Raw genomic sequence first — 23,504 nt, 5'->3', positions numbered from 1 at the left:
AGGTCGCCGACACGAGACCGGCGACCCGCATCCATGTCGGTTATTCGACGGTGACGGACTTGGCCAGGTTGCGCGGCTGGTCGACGTCGAGGCCCTTGGCCGTCGACAGTTCCATCGCGAAGATCTGCATCGGGATGACGGCGAGCAGCGGTTCGAACAGCGGCGCGGCGAGCGGAATGCGCAGCACCTCGTCGGCGAACGGCAGCACCGCGGCGTCGCCCTCCTCGGCGATCGCGATGATGCGCGCGCCGCGGGCCCGAATCTCCTGGATGTTCGAGACGACCTTGGCGTGCAGCATGGCCGATCCGCGCGGGCTCGGCACGATGACGAACACGGGCTGGCCGGGCTCGATCAGGGCGATCGGCCCGTGCTTCAGCTCGCCGGCCGCGAAACCCTCGGCGTGGATGTAGGCCAGCTCCTTGAGCTTGAGCGCGCCCTCGAGCGCGATCGGGTAGCCCACGTGGCGACCGAGGAACAGGACCGCGCGGCTGTCGGACATCCAGTGCGCGAGCTCGCCGATGACCTTCTTCTCGTCGAGCACGAAGCGGATCTTCTCGGGGATCGAGCGCAGCTCCTCGACCTGCTCGGCGAGGAACTCGGGGGTCTGCGTGCCGCGGATGCGCGCGAGGTGCAGCGCGAAGAGGTAGAGGGCCGTGATCTGCGCGACGAACGCCTTGGTCGATGCGACGGCGACCTCGGGCCCCGCGTGCGTGTAGACGACGGCATCCGATTCACGCGGGATGGTGGCGCCCTGCGTGTTGCACACCGACAGCGTCTTGGCACCCGACTCGCGCGCGAACTTGACGGCCATGAGCGTGTCCATGGTCTCGCCCGACTGGCTGATCGAGACCACCAGGGTGCGCGGCGTGATGACGGGCTCGCGGTAGCGGAACTCGTGGCTGAGCTCGACGTCGACGGGGATGCCGGCCCATTTCTCGAGCGCGTACTTGCCCACCATGCCCGCGTAGGCGGCCGTGCCGCAGGCGATCACGACAATGCGGTCGATATCGCTGAAGAGCTGGTCGAGGTCGGCGAGTTCGGGGATGACGATCCGCCCGTCCTCGATGCGACCGCGCAGGGTGTTGGCCACCGCGTCGGGCTCTTCGTCGATCTCCTTGGCCATGAAGCTCGGCCATCCGCCCTTCTCGGCGGCCGCGGCATCCCACTGCACCTCGAAGGCTTCGACCTCGACGGGCGCGCCGTCGAAGTCCGTGACCGTGACGGTCTCAGGCGTGATGGTGACGATCTGGTCCTGGCCGATGGCGAGGGCCCGGCGCGTGAAGGCGACGAAGGCCGCGACATCCGAACCGAGGAAGTTTTCGCCGTCGCCCAGGCCGATGACGAGGGGCGAGTTGCGGCGGGCACCGACGACCACGCCGGGCGAGTCTTGGTGAACGGCGAGGAGCGTGAAGGCGCCCTCGAGGCGCGAGACGACCGAGCGGAACGCCTCTTCGAGGTTGCCGACGCGGCGGTATTCGCGGCCGATCATGACGGCGGCGACCTCGGTGTCGGTCTCGCTCTCGAACGTGAAGCCCTCGGCCAGCAGCTCGGTCTTCAGCGTGTTGAAGTTCTCGATGATGCCGTTGTGAATCAGGGCCAGGCGGCCGTCGTCACCCAGGTGCGGGTGCGCGTTGCCGTCGGTGGGGCCGCCGTGCGTGGCCCAGCGCGTGTGCCCGATGCCGGTGTGACCGGCGGGCAGGGGGTCGGCCTGGATGTCGTCGACCAGAACCTTGAGCTTGCCGGCACGTTTGCGCGTGTGCATGGCCCCGTCGTCGTCGATCACAGCCACGCCCGCGGAGTCGTATCCGCGGTATTCGAGGCGGCCGAGACCGGTGAGCAAGACATCAAGTGAGTCGCCGTTTCCGACGTATCCAACGATTCCACACATGTTCGACAGCCTACCCGGAATAGACTGTATCCCTATGTCAGGAGCCCCTCGAGCCGACGCGTCGGCCACGCCCCCGTCCCCCGCGACGGGCCAGGTCACGACCGCCTCCGAGTCGACGCCCTTCGTCGAAATCCTCCGCTCCGACTGGGCGCGGCTGGCCCCCACGACGTCCTCGCCGCTGACGGATGCCGAGATCGTGCAACTGCGGGGCATCGGCGATCGTCTCGACATGGGCGAGGTCGCCGAGGTCTATCTGCCCCTCAGCCGCCTGCTCAGCCTCTACGTCGCCAACGCGAAGAAGCTTCACGACGACACGACGGCTTTCCTCGGCGGCAGCACCGCCCGCACACCCTTCGTCATCGGCGTGGCGGGTTCGGTCGCGGTCGGCAAGTCGACCGTGGCCCGGCTCCTGCGCGAGCTCATGGCCCGCTGGCCCGACACCCCGCGCGTCGAGCTCGTCACCACCGACGGGTTCCTCTACCCCAACGCCGAACTCGAGCGCCGCGGCATCATGGCGCGCAAAGGCTTCCCCGAGTCCTACGACCGGCGGGCGCTGCTGCGCTTCATCACCGAGGTCAAGAGCGGCCGCTCCGAGGTGCGCACACCCGTCTACTCGCACATGAAGTACGACATCGTCGAGGACGCGCACGTCGTGGTGCGCCGACCGGATGTCCTCATCGTCGAAGGTCTCAACGTGCTGCAGCCGGCCCCCAACGGTCGCAGCCTCGCGGTGAGCGACCTCTTCGACTTCAGCATCTACGTCGACGCCCGCACGTCGGATATCGCGCAGTGGTACGAGGACCGCTTCATGCAGTTGCAGCAGGGCGCTTTCGCCAACCCCAACTCCTACTTCAACGTCTTCACCGACCTCACGGCCGACGAGGCGCGCAAGCGAGCCCGCCTCTACTGGACCGAGATCAACGAGCCCAACCTGGTCGACAACATCCGTCCCACCAAAGCGCGCGCGAAACTCGTCCTGCGCAAAGACTCGAACCACTCGGTCAGCTCGGTCCTGCTGCGCAAGGTCTAGCGAGGGCGTTCTACAGAACGCGTCAGCGATCCGGGCGCTTGACGAACGCGTCAGGCCCTCAGTGCTTGGGGGAAAGCGTCAGATACCCGGACGGCCGGAGAACGCGTTAGACCCCCGGGCGTTCAGAGAACGCATCAAACACTCAGGCGTTCGCGCACGACATCCGCGAGTCGGTGCGCGAGGCGGTCGGCCGTGGGCTGATCGGCGGCCTCCACCATGACGCGCACGAGCGGCTCGGTGCCACTCGGCCGCAGCAAAACGCGTCCGGTTTCACCCAACTCGGCCTCGGCTTCGGCCAGCGCCACGGCGAGGGGCTCGTCGGTGTGCAGCGCGGCCCGGTCGACCCCGCTCACGTTCACGAGAATCTGCGGGTAGACCGACATGACGCCGGCCAGTTCTTTGAGGCTCTTGCCGGTGCGCGCCATCTCGCTGACGAGGTGCAGACCGGTGAGGATGCCGTCACCCGTCGTGGCGAAATCGCTCATGATCACGTGGCCCGACTGTTCGCCGCCCAACGAGAATCCGCCCTCGTTCATGGCTTCGAGCACGTAGCGGTCGCCCACGCGCGTCTGCAGCATGGTGATGCCGTTGTCGGCCATGGCCATGCGCAGGCCGAGGTTCGACATGACGGTGGCGACGAGCGTGTCATCGCGCAGGCGCCCGCGCTCTTTCATCGAGACCGCGAGGATGGCCATGATCTGGTCGCCGTCGATGATGTTGCCGTCGGCGTCGACGGCCAGGCAGCGGTCGGCGTCGCCATCGTGCGCGATGCCCACCTGGGCACCGTGGGCGAGCACGGCTTCGGCCAGCAGGTCGAGGTGCGTCGACCCGACGCCGTCGTTGATGTTCATTCCGTCGGGGTCGTTGCCGATCACGGTGACCTGAGCTCCCGCATCGCGGAAGGCCTCGGGCGACACGCCGGCGGCCGCGCCGTGGGCGCAGTCGAGCACGACGTGGATGCCGGCGAGCGGATGCGGCAGCGTGCTGAGCAGGTGCACGACGTAGCGGTCTTCGGCATCGGCGAACCGACGGATGCGCCCCACATCGGCTCCGATGGGTGCAAGTTTCGGCTCGGCGAGTGCTTCTTCGATGCGGTCTTCGACCTCATCGGCAAGTTTGCGGCCCCCGCGGGCGAAGAATTTGATGCCGTTGTCGGGGGCGGGATTGTGCGATGCCGAGATCATGACGCCGAAGTCGGCGCCGATGTCGGCGATCAGGTAGGCGGCTGCCGGGGTGGGCAGCACGCCCGCTTCCAGCACGTCGACGCCGGCCGAGGCGAGCCCGGCGGCGACGGCGGCGGAAATGAACTCGCCCGAGACACGAGGGTCTCGGGCGAGCACTGCAACCGGACGGCGTCCGGCGTCGCGAGCTTCCTCACCGAGCACGCGCGCGGCGGCCTGGGCCAAACCGAGCGCGAGCTCGACAGTGAGGTGTTGGTTCGCGACGCCACGGACGCCGTCGGTTCCGAAAAGACGGGGCATAAAGCTTGAGTCTAGGTTCGGCGAGCGATTAACGCTTGGAGAACTGCGGAGCCTTACGAGCCTTCTTGAGACCAGCCTTCTTACGCTCCTTGACGCGAGCGTCGCGCGAGAGGAAGCCGGCCTTCTTGAGGGTGGCGCGGTTGTTCTCTTCGTCGATCTCGTTCAGGGCACGAGCGATGCCGAGGCGCAGGGCGCCGGCCTGGCCGGAGGGGCCACCACCCGAGATGCGAGCGATGACGTCGTAGCCACCCGCGAGGTCGAGAACCGTGAACGGGTCGTTGATCAGCTGCTGGTGCAGCTTGTTGGGGAAGTACTCGTCGAGCGCACGGCCGTTGACCGTGATGGTGCCCGAGCCGGGGATCAAACGCACGCGGGCAATAGCCTGCTTGCGACGACCGACGGCTGCGCCGGGAACGCTGAGGGGTGCGCGCGGGGTCGACGGTGCGGCCTCGACGGGCGTCTCGGTGGAGAACGTCTCCGGGGTTTCGATGGAATCTGCGATCTTCGCCACTGTGGGAATCCTTAAAGTCTGTCTACTCGGCGCTTACTGGGCGACCTGGTCGAGGGTGTAGGTCTTCGGCTGCTGAGCAGCGTGAGGGTGCTCGCTGCCCGTGTAGACCTTCAGCTTGCGCAGCTGAGCGCGGCCGATGGAGTTCTTGGGGAGCATGCCGCGGACGGCCTTCTCGACGGCGCGGGCCGGGTTCTTCTCCAGCAGTTCGGAGTAGGTGACAGCCTTGAGGCCGCCCGGGTAACCCGAGTGGCGGTAAGCCTTCTTCTGGTCGGCCTTCGAGCCGGTCAGGGCCACCTTGTCGGCGTTGATGATGATGACGAAGTCGCCCATGTCCATGTGGGGAGCGAACGTCGGCTTGTGCTTGCCGCGGAGGAGAACGGCGGCGTGGCTGGCCAGGCGGCCGAGAACCACGTCTTCGGCGTCGATGATGACCCAGTCACGCTGGATCTCACTGGCCTTCGGGGTGTAAGTGCGCGTCACAGTAGTGCTGCTTTCTTGTCGTAAGTTGGTCGTTCGTGAATCCCACTCCGTGCGGCGTGTTCTCGCGAGAAGATTCTCGGGGAACGCGCCAGGTGGAGGGCTCAACTACGGGTGTCTGACAGCATGCGCAGACACCAAGGGTCAACATTACCCCACGGGCGTTGTGACGGTCAATTCAGGCGGGCGCCGCACGGGCCGTCGGCGCAGCTACTCGTCATCGTCGTCGTCATCCACGAGGCCGCTGAGGGTGCGGCGCTGGCGCGTGAGTTGCGCGCGTTCGGCGAGCTCGGCGTCATCCGGATAACCGACCTCGACGAACGTGAGGCCGCGGGCCGGCATGACGGGGAAGAGCGCCGCGCGGTTCTGCTGGTCGAAGAGCGGGAGGAGATCGGACACCCGGATGCGGCCGAGCCCGACGGCCACGCATCCGCCCACGAGCGCGCGCACCATGCTGTGGCAGAAGGCGTCGGCCCGCAGGTGGGCCCGCAGTTCGCCGTGCTCGTCGCGACGCCAGCGGAACTCCTGCAGCGTGCGGATGGTCGTGGCGCCCTCGCGCGGTTTGCAGAAGGCCGCGAAGTCGTGCAGCCCCACGAGCGCATCGGCGGCGCTCTGCATCGCGTCGACGTCGAGCGTCTCGTTGAGCCAGAGCACCGGGTTGCGGTCGAGTGGGTTGCGCACCGAGACGCTGTCGGCGATGCGGTACTCGTAGCGGCGCCAGAGGGCCGAGAACCGTGCGTCGAAACCGTCGGGAACGATGCGGGCGCCGCGGATCAGGACATCCGCGTAGGTGCCGATCGCGCCGTTGGCCCGGCGCAGCAGCATGTGGCCGGGGTCGTGCGTGACCGACGGGTCGTTCTGCGAGGTCGAGAAGCGCGTGAGCTGCCAGTCGTCGAGGTCGACGTGCGCCACCTGGCCCGTCGCGTGCACTCCCGCGTCGGTGCGGCCCGCGACCGTCAACACGATGGGGCGACCGCGATTGCCGAGCACGCGCGAGATCGCCTCCTCGAGCACGCCCTGCACGGTGCGCAGACCCGGCTGTTTGGCCCAGCCCGCGAACGCCGTGCCGTCGTAGGCGATGTCGAGGCGCAGACGCGTGGTCGCCGCATCCGATCGGGTTTCAGCCATCCGACCATCGTAACGCGCGAGAAACACCACCGATCCGGGGCGGCAATACGCCGTGGATACAGTGAGGCACCCTGCACCACTCCCCGACGGTTCCTTCCCCCGCGGCCTCATCTTCCCCGCCGCTCGAGCCGTTCTTCGTGAAAGAAAGTAGGACTGCGTCCTGATGCATAACTCTGCCCTGCGTCGCCCACCACTCCGATCGGTTCTCGCCGTCGGCACCCTCGCCCTCGGGCTCACAGCCCTTTCGGCCGGCCCCGCCTTCGCCGCCTCGGCACCCGGCTCGGTCACCCTGACCGCGACCCCCGCATCCGTCACCGTCGGCGATACCGTCGATCTCACGGTCGGACTCATCGGCACCGCGGATGTCTTCACCTACACCGTGACCCTCGACTACGACCCGGCCGTCTTCGACTATGTCGACGACAGCATCACGGGCCCGGATGGCGGCTTCGACACCGTCGACGAGAACACGGGCAGCCTGACGATCGTGCACACGCGCCTCGGCACCTCCCCCACCGTGTCGGGCGACCTGACGGCGGGCCTCGAATTCGCCACGATCGGTGCCGGCGACACGAGCATCGAGGTTTCTTCGGTCACCATCGTCGACTCGGCCAACACAACGGCGACGGTCGCGGATGCCGCAGCCGCCGATGTCGTCGTCGAACCCGTCGCGACCCCCACGCCCACCGCGTCGCCCGAACCCACCTCATCGGCCACCGCCGCTCCGGCCCCCGCGGCCTCCTCGACGGCCACACCGCTGCCCGTCGCAGACCGCCCGACCAGCCCGCTCGCCTCGACGGGTGTCGGGTTCGGCGTTGCCGGCCTCGCCGCCGCAGCCGTTGCCGCCATGGGTGCCGGTCTCGTCGTGGCCCGACGCCGCAAGGCGGGTACCCGCTGATGCGCTCGTTCCGCTCCTTCCGCTCCTCCCCCACCGCTAGCGGGGTCGACCGACCCCTCGTCTCCCAGAGGAACCGCTCCGTGCCCACAACCTCCGCATTCTCCCGGCGCTCCCGCGTCACGGTGACGGCCGCCACGGGCCTCGCGTCCGTGCTGGCGCTCGGCACCCTCGTCGTCGTGCCCGCCACCGCCGCGACCCCCGTGGCCGAGCCGCCGGCCGCCGCGCTGCTCGCGCCGTACTACACCGACCTCGACCTCACGGGCGACCGCCAGGTCACGACGGCCGATCTCGAACTGCTCGCCTCGCACCTGGGTGACACCAGCGCATCCGCCGAGTGGTCGACGGTCGCCGCGGCTGATACCAACGGCGACAAGACCATCACCGCCACGGACATCGCCGCCCTCTCGCAGCGCATGATCTACGACGACGGCGAATTCGAGCTGATCGAGGCGTCGACCATCGACATGCAGGCCGCCATGAACGCGGGCGTGCTGACATCCGTCGAGCTCACGCAGGACTACATCGACCGCATCGCCGCCTACGACAAGGCCACACCGGATGCTTCGGCCGTGGGTCGCGCGCTCAACTCCATCATCACGGTCAACAAGCAGGCCCTGACGGCAGCGGCCGCGGCCGACGCCGAACGCGCCTCGAAGGGTATGACCAGCATGCTGCTCGGCATCCCGATCGCGGTCAAGGACAACTACGACACCAAGGACATGCCCACGACGGGCGGCTGCGGCTGCTGGAACGACAACCAGACGACCACGGATGCCGCCATGGTCGCGGGCCTGCGCAACGCGGGCGCCGTCATCCTCGCCAAGGCCAGCCTCGACGAGTTCGCGTTCGGTTTCGCCTCCGAGTTCTCGTCCTACCAGCCGGCCGGGACCTCGACGCTCGTCGCGAGCCCCTACAACCTGTCGCGCACCGCGGGCGGTTCGTCGGGTGGAACGGGCGCGTCCATCGCGGCCAACCTGGCGGGCATCGGCTTCGGCACCGACACGGGCGGCTCGATCCGCATCCCGTCGACCTACAACCAGTTGGTCGGCATCCGCCCCACCGTGGGTCTCGCCAGCCGCGACGGAATCATCCCCCTCGCCCTCAGCCAGGACACGGGTGGCCCCATCGCCCGCAGCGTGACGGATGCCGCGGTGGCGCTCGATGCGGTCACGGGCGTGGATGCGGCCGACCCCGTCACGTCCGAGCAGACCGGAAAGGTGCCCGAGTCCTACACGTCGTCTCTCGACCCCGAGGCGCTGAAGGGTAAGCGCATCGGTTACGTGACGACCATGATCGGCACCAACCCCACCAACGTGCGGCTCTGGAACCAGGCGAAGGCCACCCTCGAGGCACAGGGCGCGACCGTCGTCGCCGTCGAGCAGACGCCGGCCTTCAAGCGGGTCCTCGACGAAGGCAGCGGCTCGACCAACGAGTTCAAGCACGATCTCAACGAGTACATCGCCAAGCACCTCGCCCCGAACGTGGCCGCCCGCTCACTGCAGGGCATCGTCGACTCGGGCACCTATGTGCCCAGCCGCAAGTCCACCTACACCAGCCGGGACGCCATCACCGAGGCGCAGTACCAGGCCTGGGCCGGCCCCGCGGGAACCCACACCACCCAGATCGCCACGGGCCAGGCACTCGTCACCAAGATGATGGATGACCTCGACCTCGACTCCCTCGTCTACCCGTCGGGCACGCCCTACAACACCCAGTCGACCAACATGCGCCTCAGCCCCAACACGGGCATGCCGGCCATCTCGGTCCCCATGGGGCAGGCCATCGCGGCCGACAACACCATCACGGGCGCGGGCGTCAACCTCGAGTTCCTCGGCCGCGACTACGCCGAGGGCACCATCATCGGGCTCGCCTACGCGTTCGAGCAGGCCACCCACTACCGCACCACCCCGGCGCTCTACGGCCCCCTCGGCTAGCCGCGCCGCGCTCCACACGCACAACGCACCAAACGCACTACACGCAAGAGCGGTCGGGATGTCCTCACATCCCGACCGCTCTTCTGCATCCTGCCCGCCTGCGCTCGTCTAGTAGGCGGCCACCAGCGCGACCTCGCGCGTATCGGGCCGGAACCCGAGATTCGTGTAGAGCGTGTCGGCACCCGTCGGGCTCTCGGAGTCGACGTCGAGAATGGCGCGCTCGTAGCCGACGGTCCGCAGCGCCGCGAGCGTCGCCGCGATCGTTGCCGGCGCCAGCCCCTGTCGACGGAAGTCCCTGACCACCCCGACGAGCTCGATGTACCCACTCGTGAACCCCTGTGCCGCCCAGTCCGCCTCGTTCACGGTCACAAGACAGAACGCGACGACCCGACCGGTCACCACCTCGACGGCCACGCGCGACAACTCGTTCCTGAAGTTCGGCGCCCCCGTGAAGTGCCCCCACCGCTCCGTCGCGGTCGGCTGGCTCCCCCAGTGGTCCCGAAAAGCGTCGTTGCGCGCCGACCGGGTCTCCTCCGAAACGTCCGCGCCGAACGCGCGAATCTCCACGCCCTCGGGCGGCACGAGCTCGGGAATCGGATCGCCCACCTCGCGCACCTTGGTCGTGAAATATCGAGCAACCTTCAGTCCCGTGCGCTTCGCCACCGAAACGGCATCCGCGTTTCCCTCGTCCTCATAGGCCATCACCCACCCCGGCAGTGTCGCGGATGTCGCAGCAAGTTGCTGCTGCGCCCGGGCATGCTGCCACGCGAACAGCAGCCGCCCGATCCCGCGCCCCCGATGCTCGGGGTGCACACCGCCCATCAGGTAGACCTGCACGCGCGTGTCATGAAGCGGATGCAGCACCACGGCCCCGTAAGCCACGACGGAACCCGCCCCGTCGAACCCGACGATCGTGTCAGCGGCGTTGTCGACGGCCGACGAGGTCAGCTGCTCGGCGATCCACTCCCTCGTGGTCGCATGCGTGGGGTGATCGGCCGCGTCGATGGCCTTCTGCGCCACAACGAGGGCATCCAGGTCCTCCTCGGTCGCCGGCCGCCACACCGCGACATCGGGATGCTCGAGCCCCGGCAATTCGCGGGGCGCGTCGACGCGTTCGTCCAGGGGTGTCAGGCTCTCGGTCATCCATCCACCCTACTGAGGCCCTCTCGGAGCCGTCACCCCACCCCGATGGATCACCGCTCGCCGCCCGGGAACGACGAAACCCCCGCCGCCTCGAGGGCGCGGGGGTTTCGTTCGTGATGAAGAGGTCGACTACTTAGCGTCGTCGGCCTTCTCGTCGGCGGCAGCCTCGTCGGTGGCGGCAGCGGGGGTGTCGGCCTCGGCAGCGTCATCGGCGACGACGGTCTCGTCAGCGGCGGTCTCTTCGACGGGCGCTTCCTCGGCCGGAGCCTCGGTCGCGACCGGCTGAGCGGCTGCGGACTTCTTGGCCGACTTCACCTTGGGCGTGACGGGCTCGAGAACGAGCTCGATCACGGCCATGGGGGCGTTGTCACCCTTGCGGTAGCCGGTCTTGATGATGCGGGTGTAGCCGCCTTCGCGCTCGGCCACGAGGGGCGCGATCTCGGTGAAGAGCTCGTGCACGACGGACTTGTCGCTGATGATTCCCATGACGCGACGGCGCGCGTGCAGGTCGCCACGCTTCGCGAACGTCACGAGACGCTCGGCGACGGGACGCAGGCGCTTGGCCTTGGTCTCGGTGGTGGTGATGCGCTTGTGGGTGAACAGCGCGGCGGCGAGGTTCGCCAGCATGAGGCGCTCGTGTGCAGGACCGCCTCCGAGGCGGGGGCCCTTAGTTGGCTTAGGCATTCTTGTCGTTCTCCAGAGTTATGTGGTGAAAAGTGTCTCGAGGACGAGACTTAGATGGTCTCTTCTTCGTAGCCGCTGTAGAAGTGGGCGCCGTCGAAACCGGGCACCGAATCCTTCAGCGACAGACCCATTTCGGTGAGCTTGTCGCGAACCTCGTCGACCGACTTCTGACCGAAGTTGCGGATGTTCATCAGCTGGGTCTCGCTCAGAGCGACGAGCTCGGAGACCGTGTTGATGCCTTCGCGCTTCAGGCAGTTGTAGGAGCGAACCGAGAGGTCGAGATCTTCGATCGGGATCGAGAGCTCGTTCGAGAGAACGGCGTCGACGGGTGCCGGGCCAATCTCGATGCCCTCAGCCTGGTTGTTCAGCTCGCGGGCGAGACCGAACAGCTCGGTGAGGGTGCGTCCTGCCGACGCGATGGCGTCGCGCGGGGTGATCGCGTTCTTGGTTTCGACGTCGACCACGAGGCGGTCGAAGTCGGTGCGCTCACCGGCACGAGTTGCCTCGACGCGGTAGGTGACCTTGAGAACGGGCGAGTAGATCGAGTCGACCGGAATCTGGCCGGCTTCGCTGAACTCGTTGCGGTTCTGGGCGGACGACACGTAGCCACGGCCACGCTCGATGGTCAGTTCGAGTTCGAACTTGGCCTTCTCGTTGAGCGTCGCGATGACGAGGTCGGGGTTGTGCACCTCGACACCCGCGGGAGCGGAGATGTCGGCGGCCGTGACCTGGCCGGCACCCGTCTTGCGCAGGTAAGCGGTGATGGGCTCGTCGTGCTCGGAGGAGACGACGAGGCCCTTGATGTTGAGGATGATCTCGGTGACGTCTTCACGCACACCGGGGATCGTCGAGAACTCGTGCAGAACACCATCGATGCGGATGCTGGTGACAGCAGCGCCGGGGATCGAGGAGAGCAGCGTGCGGCGGAGGGAGTTACCGAGGGTGTAACCGAAGCCGGGCTCGAGGGGCTCGATGACGAACCGGCTGCGGAACTCGGAGATGTTCTCTTCGGTGAGCGTTGGGCGCTGTGCAATAAGCACTATGTGGTCCTTTCGGCTAAGTGTCCGCTATATGACACTTGCGTTGGCGAGGTTGTGAGGTGCGCGCTGGAGCTCTGGTATCGCGTCGCGACCCTGAGACGCCAGCGCCGGCGGAGCCTGGGGCTCCGCCGGACTGACATCTAAAGGATTAGACGCGACGACGCTTGGGCGGGCGGCAACCGTTGTGCGCCTGCGGGGTGACGTCGTTGATCGAACCGACCTCGAGACCAGCGGCCTGAAGCGAACGGATCGCGGTCTCACGACCCGAACCCGGTCCCTTGACGAAGACGTCGACCTTCTTCATGCCGTGCTCCTGAGCCTGGCGCGCGGCCGACTCGGCAGCGAGCTGCGCGGCGAACGGGGTCGACTTACGCGAACCCTTGAAGCCGACGCCACCCGAGGAGGCCCAGCTGATGACCGCACCGGTGGTGTCGGTGATCGAGACGATGGTGTTGTTGAAGGTCGACTTGATGTGGGCCTGGCCCACGGCGACGTTCTTCTTTTCTTTCTTACGCGGCTTGCGGATAGCCGACTTGGGTGCTGCCATGATTACTCCTGAATCCTGAGGCGGGCTGCGCTGGCCGAGGGCCTAGCGAGCCTTCTTCTTGCCGGCTACGGTGCGCTTCGGGCCCTTGCGGGTACGAGCGTTGGTCTTGGTGCGCTGTCCGCGGACGGGCAGGCCGCGACGGTGGCGGATGCCCTCGTAGCTTCCGATCTCGACCTTGCGGCGGATGTCGGCGGCAACCTCACGGCGAAGGTCACCCTCAACCTTGTAGTTGCCCTCGATGTAGTCGCGGAGGAGAACGAGCTGATCGTCGCTCAGATCCTTCACGCGGATGTTTCCATCGATGGAGGTGTCGGCGAGGGTCTTGAGGGCCCTCGTGCGGCCAACACCATAGATGTACGTCAGTGCAACTTCCACGCGCTTATCGCGGGGAATGTCTACTCCGGCGAGACGTGCCATTGTGGCTTCTCCTGTTATTTGAAGTGGAGGTCTGCAGCAGATCCGGTGCCCGGGCCTCCAACCCGGGGTGTCCCCCGCCGACTCACGTCGACGAGATCTGGACCTGCCTCAATACATATTCAGTTGTGGTGGATGTCTCCACCATTCCGCGAAGCGGCGGTGCCGGCCTTGCGGCCGGCCCTCGGGACTTAGCCCTGGCGCTGCTTGTGACGCGGGTTCTCGCAGATCACCATGACGCGACCGTTGCGACGAATGACTTTGCATTTTTCGCAGATGCGCTTGACGCTGGGGTTGACCTTCATTGTTCTTTTCCTTTGTGTCGCTGTCCTCGTGCCGGATGCTGTCTTCAGCAGGGAGCGGAGCGGACTCCGCGACCTTCCCGGCCGTTACTTACAGCACACCTTTCCGATCGACACGCCCGATCGCTCGCGCGTGCCCGTGTGAAAGATGAGTGTCTACTTGTAGCGGTAGACGATCCGGCCGCGGGTCAGGTCGTAGGGGCTCAGCTCGACGATCACGCGGTCCTCGGGGAGGATGCGGATGTAGTGCTGGCGCATTTTGCCCGAGATGTGGGCAAGCACCTTGTGGCCGTTGGTCAGCTCAACGCGGAACATCGCGTTGGGCAGAGCCTCAACCACTGAGCCTTCAATTTCGATGACGCCGTCTTTTTTGGCCATAGCCTCACTGTCGCAATAGGTAGGGTGTGCTGGTCATGCGTTGCATGCGGTGCCGGACACGCCAAAAGCGTGCATAAAGCACCAAAGAACGATCTTATGCGATGTCCTTGCTATTTACCAGTCCGTCTCTATAATTCCTGCGCACGCGCCGCGACGACGTCGAACAGGGATGCATAGAGGGGGTGTTCGGGCGCCAACCCGAGGTGTTCTTCGATGAATTGCTCGGTCGTGAGCGTCGAGAGAGCCGTCTTCATCAGCACGCTCTGCTCGTCATCCGCGGCGTCGAAGCGCAGTGCAGCACCGATGGCGGCGACGAGGGCCACGGGGTCGGTGCCGCGCTCGGCCAGCTGGGCGGCGGGCGACACGAAGCGCTCGTTGCGCGACAGCTTGCGCAGGGGCTGGCGGCCCACGCGCGACACGGTGTCGGGCAGGTGCGGGTTGGCGAAGCGCTGCAGGATGGTGGCGCGGTACGCGTCCTGCTCGGCGACGTCGAGGCCGTGCTTCTCGACGAGGAGGGCCGAGGTCTCTTCGAGCGTGGCGCGCACCTTGGCCGCGACATCCGGATCACCGATGGCGTCGGCGATGGCGTCATGCCCCGCGAGGGCGCCGAAGTAGGCGGTCGTGGCGTGGCCCGTGTTGACGGTGAAGAGCTTGCGCTCGATGTAGGGCTCGAGGTCGGGCACGAAGTGGGCGCCCGGAATGCGGGGGGCGTTTCCGCCGAAGGGCGGCTCCTCGATGGCCCACTCCGAGAACGTCTCGACCGTGACATCGATGCCGTCGGGGCCCGTGGGCTCCTGGGCGGGGACGATGCGGTCGACGGCCGTGTTGGCGAAGACGGCCTTCGCGGCCAGCTTCTCCCAGGCGGCGTCGCCGACGGCGGCACGCACCTCGGCCTGCAAGATGTCGGTGGCGTTGACCGCGTTCTCGCACGCCATGACGGCCAGTGGCGCGGCATCCGCTGGGCGCTGGTCGATGCCGCGCGCGATGGCGGGCGCGACGAAGCGCAGGATGTTGGGGCCGACGGCGGTTGTGACGATATCGGCCGAAGCGATCTCTGCGACCAGCTCGTCCTCGCGCGATCGGCTGTCGATGGCGCGCACGTTGTCGACGACGTGGTCGGTGCCACCCTCGCCGACCTCGTGCACCGTGAAGTGGCCGACGCGGTCGATGCGCTCGGTCAGCTCGCCGTTGACGTCGGCGAAGACGAGGTCGTAGCCGGCCTCGTTCAGGAGGACTCCGATGAACCCGCGCCCGATGTTGCCGGCGCCGAAGTGGACGGCCTTCATTCGGCGTTCACATCCCCGAGCAGGGCGAAGATCTCGTCGGTGGTGGAGGCATCCGCGAGCTTCGCGACCTCGTCCTCGTCGGAGAAGATGATGGCGATGCGCGACAGGATGTCGAGGTGCTCGTTGTTGACGCCCGCGATGCCGACGACGAAACGCACTTCTTCGCCCGCCCAGTCGATGGGCTGCTCGTAGCGCGTGAACGACAGGGCCGACCGCGTGATGGTGTCTTTCGCGTCGTTGGTGCCGTGCGGGATCGCCAGGAAGTTGCCCATGTAGGTGCTGACGGTCTCTTCGCGCTGCAGCATGGCGGCGTAGTACCCGTCTGACACGGCGCCGACGCGCTCGAGGATGTCGGCGGCCCGGCGGATCGCCTGCTCTTTCGTCACGGCATCCGACACGATCTCGATCTGATCGGCGGCAAGAATCTGTTCGCTCATGGTCCTGTTTCTTCCTTACGTTCGGTTCGCCGGTGGACGAACCCAGTCTGGCAAACACGACCGGGCGGGTGGCTGTGAGTTGCCGCCACCCGCCCGGCCCTGTCATCCGGTTATTCCTTGTGCTCAGTGCCCTTCGGCGCGGAGCAGTTCGACGACCTCGTCGTACTTGGGGCTGTTCATGAAGTTGTCCACCGAGAGGTGGGTGGCTTCAGGGGTCTTGCCCTTGGCGCGGTCGGTGAGCTCGCGCTGCGTGATCACGAGGTCCTCCGAGCCGTCGAGGTTGGCGATCGACTTGTTGGTCACGTCGACACCGTCGATGCCGGCTTTCTTGATCTTGTTGCGCAGAACCGATGCACCCATGGCGCTCGAGCCCATGCCCGCGTCGCAGGCGAAGACGATCTTGTTGATCGGCTTGCGCTCGAGCGTGGCCACGAGGCCCTCGTCGGTCGCGGTGGCACCGGCGGCGGCACCGTCATGCTGGATGTTGCCGAGCACGCTGGACTTCTTGCCCTTGTTGGCTTCGGTCTGCGCGATGGCGGCGCTCAGGTCACCGGCGTTGCCCGCGGCGATGTCGCGCTTGCGCGTGGCCCGCAGGATGACGGCCGAGATGATGAACGACACGGCAGCGGCCAGGATGACCGACAGGATGACACCCACATAGCTGCCCTTCTCCGTGACCGCGAGGATCGCGAAGATGCTGCCGGGCGACGCGGGGCTCACGAGACCCGAGTTGAAGGCCACGTTGGTGGCGATACCGGCGGCGCCACCGGCGATGACCGAGAGCAGCAGGATGGGCTTGGCGAGGATGTAAGGGAAGTAGATCTCGTGGATTCCACCGAGGAACTGGATCACGATCGCGCCGGGGGCGGTGGCGCGGGCGCTACCGAGACCGAAGAACGCGAAGGCCAGCAGCAGACCGAGGCCGGGGCCGGGGTTCGCCTCGAGCAGGAACAGCACGCTCTTGCCGGCATCCTGGGCCTGCGCGGTGCCGATGGGGGTGAGCACACCGTGGTTGATGGCGTTGTTCAGGAACAGCACCTTGCCGGGCTCGATGAAGATCGAGGCGAGGGGCAGCAGCTGCGCGGCGACCAGCCAGTCGACGGCGCCCTCGAGCCAGTCGGTGATGGCGCTGATGACCGGGCCGACGGCGAAGAACGCGCCGATGGCCAGGATGGCGCCGAGGATGCCGGCCGAGAAGTTGTTGACGAGCATCTCGAAGCCGGCCTTGATCTTGCCGTCCCAGAGCTTGTCGACCTGCTTCATGATCCAGGCGGCGAGGGGACCGACGATCATGGCGCCGAGGAACATGGGGGTTCCGCCGTCGAACACGGGGGTGCCCATGGTCGAGGCGATGACGCCCATGGTCGCGATTGTTGCCACGACGCCACCACGGGTGTCATAGATCATCCGACCACCGGTGTTGGCGATCAGGAGCGGCAGCAGGAAGAACAGCGTCGGGTTGACCAGGGTCGCGATCTGCTCGTTCGGCAGCCAGCCGGTGGGGATGAACAGGGCCGTGATGAGGCCCCACGCGATGAAGGCGGCGATGTTGGGCATCACCATGCCCGAGAGGAAGGTGCCGAAGCGCTGCACCCCGACCCGGAATCCACCCTTTTGGGTGGGCGTTGACGTCGTCGTCATGATCAGTTCTCTTTCGTTGTGATTCGGGTTGCCGCGGCGAGCGCTGCGGTCTTGGCGTCGGCTGCCTCGTCGGCGGCCAGGGCGGACTCGGCAATGGTGCGTGCCTCGTCGAGGGTGACGGTGAGAAGGGAGGCGCGCACGTCTGCGAGCGCCGCCGGGGACATGGACAGGGAGGTGACACCGAGGCCCGCGAGAACGATCGCGAGCAGGGGGTCTGCGGCAGCCTCGCCGCACACGCCGACAGGTTTGCCCGTCGACTCGCCCGCACGCGCGACTTCCCGGATGAGCCGCAGCACCGCGGGGTGCCAGGGGCTCTGGAAGGCGGCCACCGAGCCGAGCTGACGGTCGGCGGCGAGCGTGTACTGGGTGAGGTCGTTGGTGCCGATCGACGCGAAGGCAGCGTGCGGCAGGATGCGGTCGGCGAGCAGAGCGGCCGAGGGAACCTCGACCATGACGCCGGCCGTGCGGATGCCGTATTCGGCGGCCATTTTGACGAAGTAGACCGTCTCCTCGACCGTGGACACCATGGGTGCCATGACCCACAGATCGGCGGATGTCGCGGCGTCTGCCTCGGCGAGCGCCGTGAGCTGGTCGCGCAGCAGGTTCTCGCTGGCGCGCAGGGCCCGCAGGCCACGGAGGCCCATCGCGGGGTTCTCTTCGTGCGCGTCGTTGAGGAACGGCAGGGGCTTGTCGGCGCCGGCGTCGAGCAGACGCACGACGACCTTCTTACCGGCGAAGGCCTCGAGCAGCGCCGTGTAGGAGGCGCGCTGGTCGGCCACCGTGGGGGCCGTCGTCGAGTCGAGGAAGAGGAACTCGGTGCGGAAGAGGCCGACGCCTTCGGCACCGCGTTCGACGGCGGGGGCTGCGCCCGCCACGTCGCCGAGGTTGGCGAGGAGGGGCATGGGCGTGCCGTCGGCGAGGCGTCCGGGCTCTGCGGGCAGTTCGGCCTGAGCGGCGCATGCCCGGATGCGCTCGGTCGTGGCGTCGACGAGGTCCGCGTCGGGGTTGAGCGTCACCTGGCCGGTGGCCGCGTCGACCACGACGACGTCGCCGTCGTTCAGGCCCTCGGAGGTCTGGGTGCCGACGATCGCGACGATCGACTTCTCGCGGGCGAGGATCGCCGTGTGCGAGGTGGGCCCGCCATCCGTGGTGACGAGGGCGAGAACACGGGTGAGATCGAGCACGGCCGTGTCGGCCGGGGCCAGGTCGCGCGCGATGAGGATGAACGGCTCATCGCGTTCGGGAACGCCGGGGGCCGCGACACCGCTCAGGTCGGCGATCACGCGCTGCGACACGTCGTCGAGGTCGGCGGCGCGCTCGGCGAGGTAGCCGCCGAGGGCTTCGAGCTGGGCGCGGAAGGAGGAGAAGGCCTCGAAGACGGCGCGCTCGGCGGTGCCGCCCGCGGCGATCTTCTGGTCGATGAGTTCGGTGAGGGCCGGGTCCTCGGCCATCATGGCCTGGGCTTCGAGAACTTCCTGGGCTGCGCCGCCCGCTTTCTGGCCGCGCGCGTCGAGTTCCTGCGAAACGACGGCGACAGACGTGCGCACGCGGGCGGTCTCCTCGTCGATGGAGCGCGTGGAGGCGACATCCTTCGGCTCGGGAAGGGCGGGAGCCATGAATGCGATGGGGCCGACCGCGGCACCCGTGCCGATGCCGACACCCGTGAGCGTTGTGAGCGTCGTGGTCGTCGTGACCTCGGAGTCCCGACCGTGCGTGGTGGTGGTGCTAGGCATTGTCGTGGTCCGTGGCCAGCAGCTCGGTCAGGGTGTCGAGAACCTGTTCGGCGTCGTCGCCGGTGCCGTCGGCCGTGACTGTCACCGTGTCGCCGTGTTCGATGCCGAGCGAGATGACGCCCAGGATGCTCGCCGCGTTGACAGCCTTGCCGCCGTCTTTCTGAATCGTGACGGGGATGCCGGCGCCCGACGCCGCCTGCGCGAACAGCTTCGCGGGGCGCGCGTGCAGCCCGTTGGCCGAGCCGATGCTGACAGTGCGTTCAATCATGGGGTTCCTTACGGGGTGGTGATGGGTGCGGCCAGTGCCAGGTCGAGGGCCCGGTCGCCGGATGCGTCAGTGAAGATGTCGGTGGGCAGCAGAACGGCCCGGCCGCCGGAACGCTCGATGCGCCCGTTCAGCCCGTCGAACTGGTCCGCCAGGTGCGGGCCGATGAGGACGACATCGGCACGATTGGCGGATGCCTCGGCGGGGCGCAACTCGCCACCCAGCGTTTCGTTCGCCTCGGGGATGCGCTCGACCGACCCTGCCTCGACGACATGGTCGAGGCCGCGGGCTGCGACGGTGCGGCGAACGCGCAGTGCGACGAATGTGCTGGACGCGCCCGCGCCACACACAATGAGGATCCTCATTGACTGCCTCCGCTTTACAACCGTTGCTTCGGCAGGATGCTGCCGACCTTGCCATATTCGTCCCGCCAGAGCATCCGTGCCACTAGATCGCTTTCCGCCACCCCGGAAAGGCGCGTGCGCTGACCGCTTGCACGGGTTCGAGATGGTTAACTCGAATAACGCGGGAAGGAGGTTCGGTGATCCGCGACAAACACGAACGGCTCCTCACCTACCTCGCGCGCGACGGCGGCTGGGTGACGGCCGGCGAATTGAGCGACGTCCTGGGCGTGACCCCGCGCAGCGTGCGCAGCTATGTCACGCAGATCAAAGACGAGGCGGCGCCACTCGCGCCCATCCGCTCGGGTGGCGACGGTTATCGCATCGACCGTGAGGCCTACACACAGTTCGTGCACGCCGTCGGCGCCGACGCCGAAACACCCCGCGATCGGCTGTACGCCATCGTGCGTCGGCTCATCGACAGCCCCGACGGGCTCGACGTCTACGAGCTCGCGGCGACACTGCATGTGAGCGACTCGACAATCGAAGCCGATCTCGGGCGCGTGCGACAGCTGCTGTCCGGCGAGACGCTGCGGCTCGGGCGCGCCGGCAGCGTCGTGACCTTGACGGGAACCGAGACAGCCAGGCGGCGCCTGCTCAGCAGGATGTTCCGCGAAGAGACCGAGCGCGGCATGGTCGAGCTCGTCGCCATCCAGCGTGAGTTCTCGGCGCAGACCCTCGGTGCTTTCAAGACCGATCTGGTGCAGGCGCTCACCGCGCGCGGCTACTACGTCAACGAATACGGCATTGCGGATGTCCTCCTCCACATCGCCATCGCCGTCGACCGGGTCTCGAAGCACCGCGACATCGAGACCAACCCGCCCCAGGCCGATCTGCCGCCCGAAGGCGTCGGCCAGGACCTGCACTCCCTCATCCAAACGCATTTCGAGGTCGACCTCGGAGGCGCTGAGATCGACTACCTGGCGCATCTCTTGGGCACGCGCGTCATCACGCCGGGAGCAGAACCCGCCCACGCGCACGCTCATGAGGGTGACGACTACCTCGACCGCGACATCCTCGAGACCATGCGCGACATCACGCAGGCGGCGAGCGAGCAGTACGTCGTCGACCTCTCGGACGAGGACTTCCTCGTGCGCCTGTCGATGCACGTGCAGAACCTGGTGCGGCGCGCCAAAGACCGCTCCTATTCTCGCAACCCGCTCACCAAGAGCATCAAGAGTTCGTTCCCGATGATCTATGAGCTGGCCGTCTATATCGCCAGCCGCCTGCAGGAACGCGCCGCCATCACCGTCAACGACGACGAGATCGCCTACATCGCCATGCACGTGGGCGCGCAACTCGAGCGGCAGATGTATGGCGACGACCTGGTCACCTGCACCATCGTGTGCCCCAACTATTACGACCTGCACAGCCTGCTGCTGCAGCGCGTCGAAGGGTCGCTCGGCACCGAGCTGCGCGTCCGCCAGGTCGTCACGCGCAGCGACGTGGACTGGTCGACCATCGACACCGATCTGGTGTTGTCGACGATCGAGCCGCCCGTCCCCTCCCCCGGCGTCGTCGTCATCCAGCCGTTCCTCACGGCGGGCGATATCGACCGGGCTCGACGCGAGATCGCCGAGATCAAGCGCATGCGGCGGCGTGAGCGCATCAAGGGTCAGCTGCTGAAGTACTTCCGTGAGGATCTGTTCTTCCGCAACCTCACGGTCTCGGACAGCGACGCCATGATCCGCACCCTGGGTGAGCGGATGGTCGAGGCCTCGGTCGTCGACCAGGGCTACGTCGAGGGGGCCCTGCAACGCGAGCGCATGTCATCCACGGCCTTCACCGAGGCCTTGGCCGTGCCGCATGCCATGACCATGACGGCGACGCGCACGGCCATCGCGATCTCGGTCAACGAGACACCTCTCCCCTGGGGTGAATACCGCGTCAACGTGGTCGCGTTCATCGCGTTCTCGGCGGTCGACCGCGGCAGCTTCCAGAGCGTTTTCGACCAGTTCGTCGAGGTGTTCTCGAACCGCGCCGACGTGCAGCGCATCGTGCGCAACGCCGTCGACTTCCCGAGCTTCATCGACGAGCTCGTCCACGTCATCGACGCATAGGCGCCGACTCAGCTCAGCGGCTGAGCAGCGCGCCGTTGATTCGAGCCGTGAGCTCGACGTCGACGGCCAGCTGCTCACCGTCGAGGGACCGCAGCGGGGCGGCCAGGCGAACGCTCGACAGCAGCCACGCGGCTTCAGCCCGGCGCACCTCGGCGATAGTGAGAAGTCTGTATGACGTTCGCTCACCCCAGCCCTCGAGCAACTCGAAGAGGTCGCCCTGCGTCGTGCCGGCGAGGATGCCGTTCACGGGAGGCGTCGTCACGAACTCGCCGTCGAGTTTCACGACCAGGTTCGAGGTGGGGGCCTCGAGTGCGTAGCCGTCCGTCGACACGAACAGCGCCTCGTCGGCGCCACGTCGTTTGGCTTCGCGCAGGGCGGCCATGTTCACCGCATAAGACAACGTCTTGGCGCCGGCGAGAAGCCAGGGCGCCCGCTCGGCCACGTCGCTCGGGTATCCGCGCTCGAGCACGACGACGTCGATACCGTCGCGTCGCTGCCCGGCGAACGTCTCCTCAGCGATCGCGGTGACGACCATCCATCCGGTCGGTATGCCGGTGCCCTCGACGCCGCGCGTGAGTACGAGTTTGATCGAAGCCTGCCCCGGCGCGCCGATTTCCTGAGCTGCGCGGCGGACGACGACGCCCAGCTGTTCGACATTCGGCTGAGGCAGATCGAGCGAATGGGCGGACCGTCCAAGTCGCGCGAGGTGCGCGTCGAGCGCGTGCACGCGTCCTTCCATCGTGCCGAACGTCTCGAAGATGCCGTCGCCGCGGGAGGCGCCGAGATCGCGGGCGTCGAGCGACGCCTCGCCCTGACCGACGTGCGTGGCACTCCTCCACCATCCGTCGGCGGGTTGCTGCTCGTGAGCGGCGGCGAGTTCGATGCGGTAAACGTTCTCGGTCATGGGGCGGCCTTTCAGGCGATGGGCGTCGGCGTCACGCCGAATTCGGCCAGTTTAGAGGCTCCGCCGTCGGGCGCGGTGAGCACCCAGATGCCGTCTTTGTGCACGGCCACGCTGTGCTCCCAGTGGGCGGCATCGAGGCCGTCTTCGGTAGCGACCGTCCAGTCGTCGTCGCGCACGTAAGTCTCGATCGACCCGGCGACCACCATGGGCTCGATGGCGACGACGAGACCGGGCTTCACCTCCGGGCCCTTCTGCGAGACGCGGTAGTTGAAGACGGGCGGCGCCTCGTGCATCGAGCGTCCGATGCCGTGTCCGATGTAGTCGGTCAGGATGCCGTAGTCCCCGCGTGCCTCGACATACCCCTGTACGGCGTCGCCGACCTCGTTGAGGTGCTTCGCGCGCGCAAGACGAGCGATGCCAGCCCACAGCGAGCCTTCGGTCACATCGGAGAGTTTCTGCCGGGCGGCCACGAGATCGGGGCGCGTCTGGTCGGGGATCACGACGGTGATCGCCGCGTCTCCGTTCCAGCCGTCGAGGATGGCGCCGCTATCGATCGAGACGATGTCACCCGGTTCGAGCGGGCGAGCATTGGGGATGCCGTGCACCACGTCGTCGTTCACGGACGCACAGATTGTGTGGTTGTAACCGGGCTCGAGCACGAAGTTGGGTTGCCCACCGAGAGCGACGATCGCAGCTTCGGCCGCTGCGTTCACGTCCAGCGTGGTGGCTCCCACCCGGATGGCGGACCGCGCGGCTTCGAGCGACGCAGCGGTCGCGGCGCCCGGCGCCATCATCAGGCGCAGCTGCGCCGGCGACTTGTAAATGGATCTACGCAGCATTCGCCACTCCTTCCGGGGCGCTCACGCCCACGACTGACTGTTCTCACCACGACCCTCTGTGCGCGTCGCGGTTCACTGTACGA

The 23,504-nt window shown here is 67.3% G+C and carries 24 protein-coding genes; 4 read left to right on the top strand and 20 right to left on the bottom strand.

Going from position 1 to position 23,504, the window contains the following annotated elements; all coding sequences use genetic code 11:
- Positions 1–40 precede the first annotated feature (40 nt).
- Positions 41–1,888, bottom strand: coding sequence for a glutamine--fructose-6-phosphate transaminase (isomerizing) (glmS, locus tag ALI44B_RS13560; RefSeq protein ID WP_077055119.1), 1,848 nt, complete (start codon positions 1,886–1,888; stop codon positions 41–43).
- A 34-nt stretch (positions 1,889–1,922) separates the two neighbouring features.
- On the opposite strand from glmS, the gene coaA reads away from it, so the two are divergent.
- Positions 1,923–2,918, top strand: coding sequence for a type I pantothenate kinase (coaA, locus tag ALI44B_RS13555; RefSeq protein WP_077055118.1), 996 nt, complete (start codon positions 1,923–1,925; stop codon positions 2,916–2,918).
- 134 nt (positions 2,919–3,052) lie between these two features.
- Here the strand turns inward: coaA and glmM are convergent, their stop codons facing one another.
- The 4 genes from glmM to truA form a co-directional block, all read right to left on the bottom strand.
- Complete coding sequence (glmM, locus tag ALI44B_RS13550; protein ID WP_077055117.1) at positions 3,053–4,399, bottom strand: phosphoglucosamine mutase; 1,347 nt, start codon at positions 4,397–4,399, stop codon at positions 3,053–3,055.
- A 28-nt stretch (positions 4,400–4,427) separates the two neighbouring features.
- Entirely contained in the window at positions 4,428–4,910 is a 483-nt protein-coding gene (gene rpsI, locus ALI44B_RS13545) for a 30S ribosomal protein S9 (RefSeq protein WP_077055116.1), read from the bottom strand.
- Between the two features lie 33 nt (positions 4,911–4,943).
- On the bottom strand, positions 4,944–5,390 hold the full coding sequence (gene rplM, locus ALI44B_RS13540) for a 50S ribosomal protein L13 (RefSeq protein ID WP_077055115.1): 447 nt from the start codon (positions 5,388–5,390) through the stop codon (positions 4,944–4,946).
- 207 nt (positions 5,391–5,597) lie between these two features.
- Positions 5,598–6,515 carry a tRNA pseudouridine(38-40) synthase TruA gene (gene truA / locus ALI44B_RS13535; RefSeq protein ID WP_077055114.1) on the bottom strand — a complete coding sequence of 306 codons (918 nt, stop codon included), beginning with the start codon at positions 6,513–6,515 and terminating at the stop codon, positions 5,598–5,600.
- A 163-nt stretch (positions 6,516–6,678) separates the two neighbouring features.
- On the opposite strand from truA, the gene ALI44B_RS13530 reads away from it, so the two are divergent.
- Positions 6,679–7,413: a cohesin domain-containing protein gene (locus ALI44B_RS13530; protein ID WP_077055113.1), complete on the top strand. Its 735-nt coding sequence runs from the start codon at positions 6,679–6,681 to the stop codon at positions 7,411–7,413.
- A gap of 80 nt (positions 7,414–7,493) precedes the next feature.
- Positions 7,494–9,347 (top strand): amidase family protein, encoded by a 1,854-nt coding sequence (locus ALI44B_RS13525; protein ID WP_077055112.1) that lies wholly within the window; start codon positions 7,494–7,496, stop codon positions 9,345–9,347.
- 108 nt (positions 9,348–9,455) lie between these two features.
- Here the strand turns inward: ALI44B_RS13525 and ALI44B_RS13520 are convergent, their stop codons facing one another.
- From ALI44B_RS13520 to ALI44B_RS13460, 13 genes are all read right to left on the bottom strand, one after another.
- Positions 9,456–10,490, bottom strand: coding sequence for a GNAT family N-acetyltransferase (locus tag ALI44B_RS13520; protein WP_077055111.1), 1,035 nt, complete (start codon positions 10,488–10,490; stop codon positions 9,456–9,458).
- 129 nt (positions 10,491–10,619) lie between these two features.
- Entirely contained in the window at positions 10,620–11,174 is a 555-nt protein-coding gene (gene rplQ, locus ALI44B_RS13515; RefSeq protein WP_077055110.1) for a 50S ribosomal protein L17, read from the bottom strand.
- A gap of 50 nt (positions 11,175–11,224) precedes the next feature.
- Positions 11,225–12,214: a DNA-directed RNA polymerase subunit alpha gene (locus ALI44B_RS13510; RefSeq protein ID WP_077055109.1), complete on the bottom strand. Its 990-nt coding sequence runs from the start codon at positions 12,212–12,214 to the stop codon at positions 11,225–11,227.
- A gap of 148 nt (positions 12,215–12,362) precedes the next feature.
- A complete protein-coding gene (gene rpsK / locus ALI44B_RS13505; protein ID WP_077055108.1) occupies positions 12,363–12,761 on the bottom strand; it encodes a 30S ribosomal protein S11 in 399 nt (132 codons plus the stop codon).
- A gap of 42 nt (positions 12,762–12,803) precedes the next feature.
- A complete protein-coding gene (rpsM, locus tag ALI44B_RS13500; protein ID WP_066277124.1) occupies positions 12,804–13,178 on the bottom strand; it encodes a 30S ribosomal protein S13 in 375 nt (124 codons plus the stop codon).
- Between the two features lie 188 nt (positions 13,179–13,366).
- Complete coding sequence (rpmJ, locus tag ALI44B_RS13495) at positions 13,367–13,480, bottom strand: 50S ribosomal protein L36 (RefSeq protein ID WP_077055107.1); 114 nt, start codon at positions 13,478–13,480, stop codon at positions 13,367–13,369.
- 153 nt (positions 13,481–13,633) lie between these two features.
- Complete coding sequence (gene infA / locus ALI44B_RS13490) at positions 13,634–13,855, bottom strand: translation initiation factor IF-1 (RefSeq protein ID WP_021759551.1); 222 nt, start codon at positions 13,853–13,855, stop codon at positions 13,634–13,636.
- A 128-nt stretch (positions 13,856–13,983) separates the two neighbouring features.
- Positions 13,984–15,141, bottom strand: coding sequence for a mannitol-1-phosphate 5-dehydrogenase (locus tag ALI44B_RS13485; protein WP_077055106.1), 1,158 nt, complete (start codon positions 15,139–15,141; stop codon positions 13,984–13,986).
- Complete coding sequence (locus ALI44B_RS13480) at positions 15,138–15,578, bottom strand: PTS mannitol transporter subunit IIA (RefSeq protein WP_077055105.1); 441 nt, start codon at positions 15,576–15,578, stop codon at positions 15,138–15,140. Before ALI44B_RS13480 ends, ALI44B_RS13485 begins: the two co-directional genes overlap by 4 nt.
- 123 nt (positions 15,579–15,701) lie before the next feature.
- Positions 15,702–17,219, bottom strand: a complete 1,518-nt coding sequence (locus tag ALI44B_RS13475; protein ID WP_077055104.1) for a PTS mannitol transporter subunit IIBC — start codon at positions 17,217–17,219, stop codon at positions 15,702–15,704.
- A gap of 2 nt (positions 17,220–17,221) precedes the next feature.
- Complete coding sequence (gene ptsP, locus ALI44B_RS13470; protein WP_238592242.1) at positions 17,222–18,835, bottom strand: phosphoenolpyruvate--protein phosphotransferase; 1,614 nt, start codon at positions 18,833–18,835, stop codon at positions 17,222–17,224.
- 109 nt (positions 18,836–18,944) lie between these two features.
- On the bottom strand, positions 18,945–19,220 hold the full coding sequence (locus tag ALI44B_RS13465) for an HPr family phosphocarrier protein (protein ID WP_077055103.1): 276 nt from the start codon (positions 19,218–19,220) through the stop codon (positions 18,945–18,947).
- 8 nt (positions 19,221–19,228) lie between these two features.
- A complete protein-coding gene (locus tag ALI44B_RS13460; protein ID WP_077055102.1) occupies positions 19,229–19,582 on the bottom strand; it encodes a PTS sugar transporter subunit IIB in 354 nt (117 codons plus the stop codon).
- 176 nt (positions 19,583–19,758) lie between these two features.
- Here ALI44B_RS13460 and ALI44B_RS13455 point away from each other — a divergent pair, with 176 nt between their 5' ends.
- Positions 19,759–21,678, top strand: a complete 1,920-nt coding sequence (locus tag ALI44B_RS13455) for a BglG family transcription antiterminator (RefSeq protein ID WP_077055101.1) — start codon at positions 19,759–19,761, stop codon at positions 21,676–21,678.
- Between the two features lie 13 nt (positions 21,679–21,691).
- On the opposite strand, the gene ALI44B_RS13450 is transcribed toward ALI44B_RS13455, so the two are convergent.
- On the bottom strand, positions 21,692–22,582 hold the full coding sequence (locus ALI44B_RS13450; RefSeq protein WP_077055100.1) for an aminodeoxychorismate lyase: 891 nt from the start codon (positions 22,580–22,582) through the stop codon (positions 21,692–21,694).
- Positions 22,583–22,593: 11 nt separating this feature from the next.
- A complete protein-coding gene (gene map, locus ALI44B_RS13445) occupies positions 22,594–23,421 on the bottom strand; it encodes a type I methionyl aminopeptidase (protein WP_077055099.1) in 828 nt (275 codons plus the stop codon).
- Positions 23,422–23,504: the final 83 nt, after the last annotated feature.

Source organism: Leifsonia sp. ALI-44-B (assembly GCF_001984125.1).
Lineage (GTDB): Bacteria > Actinomycetota > Actinomycetes > Actinomycetales > Microbacteriaceae > Okibacterium.
This window is presented reverse-complemented; position numbering and strand designations above follow the sequence as displayed.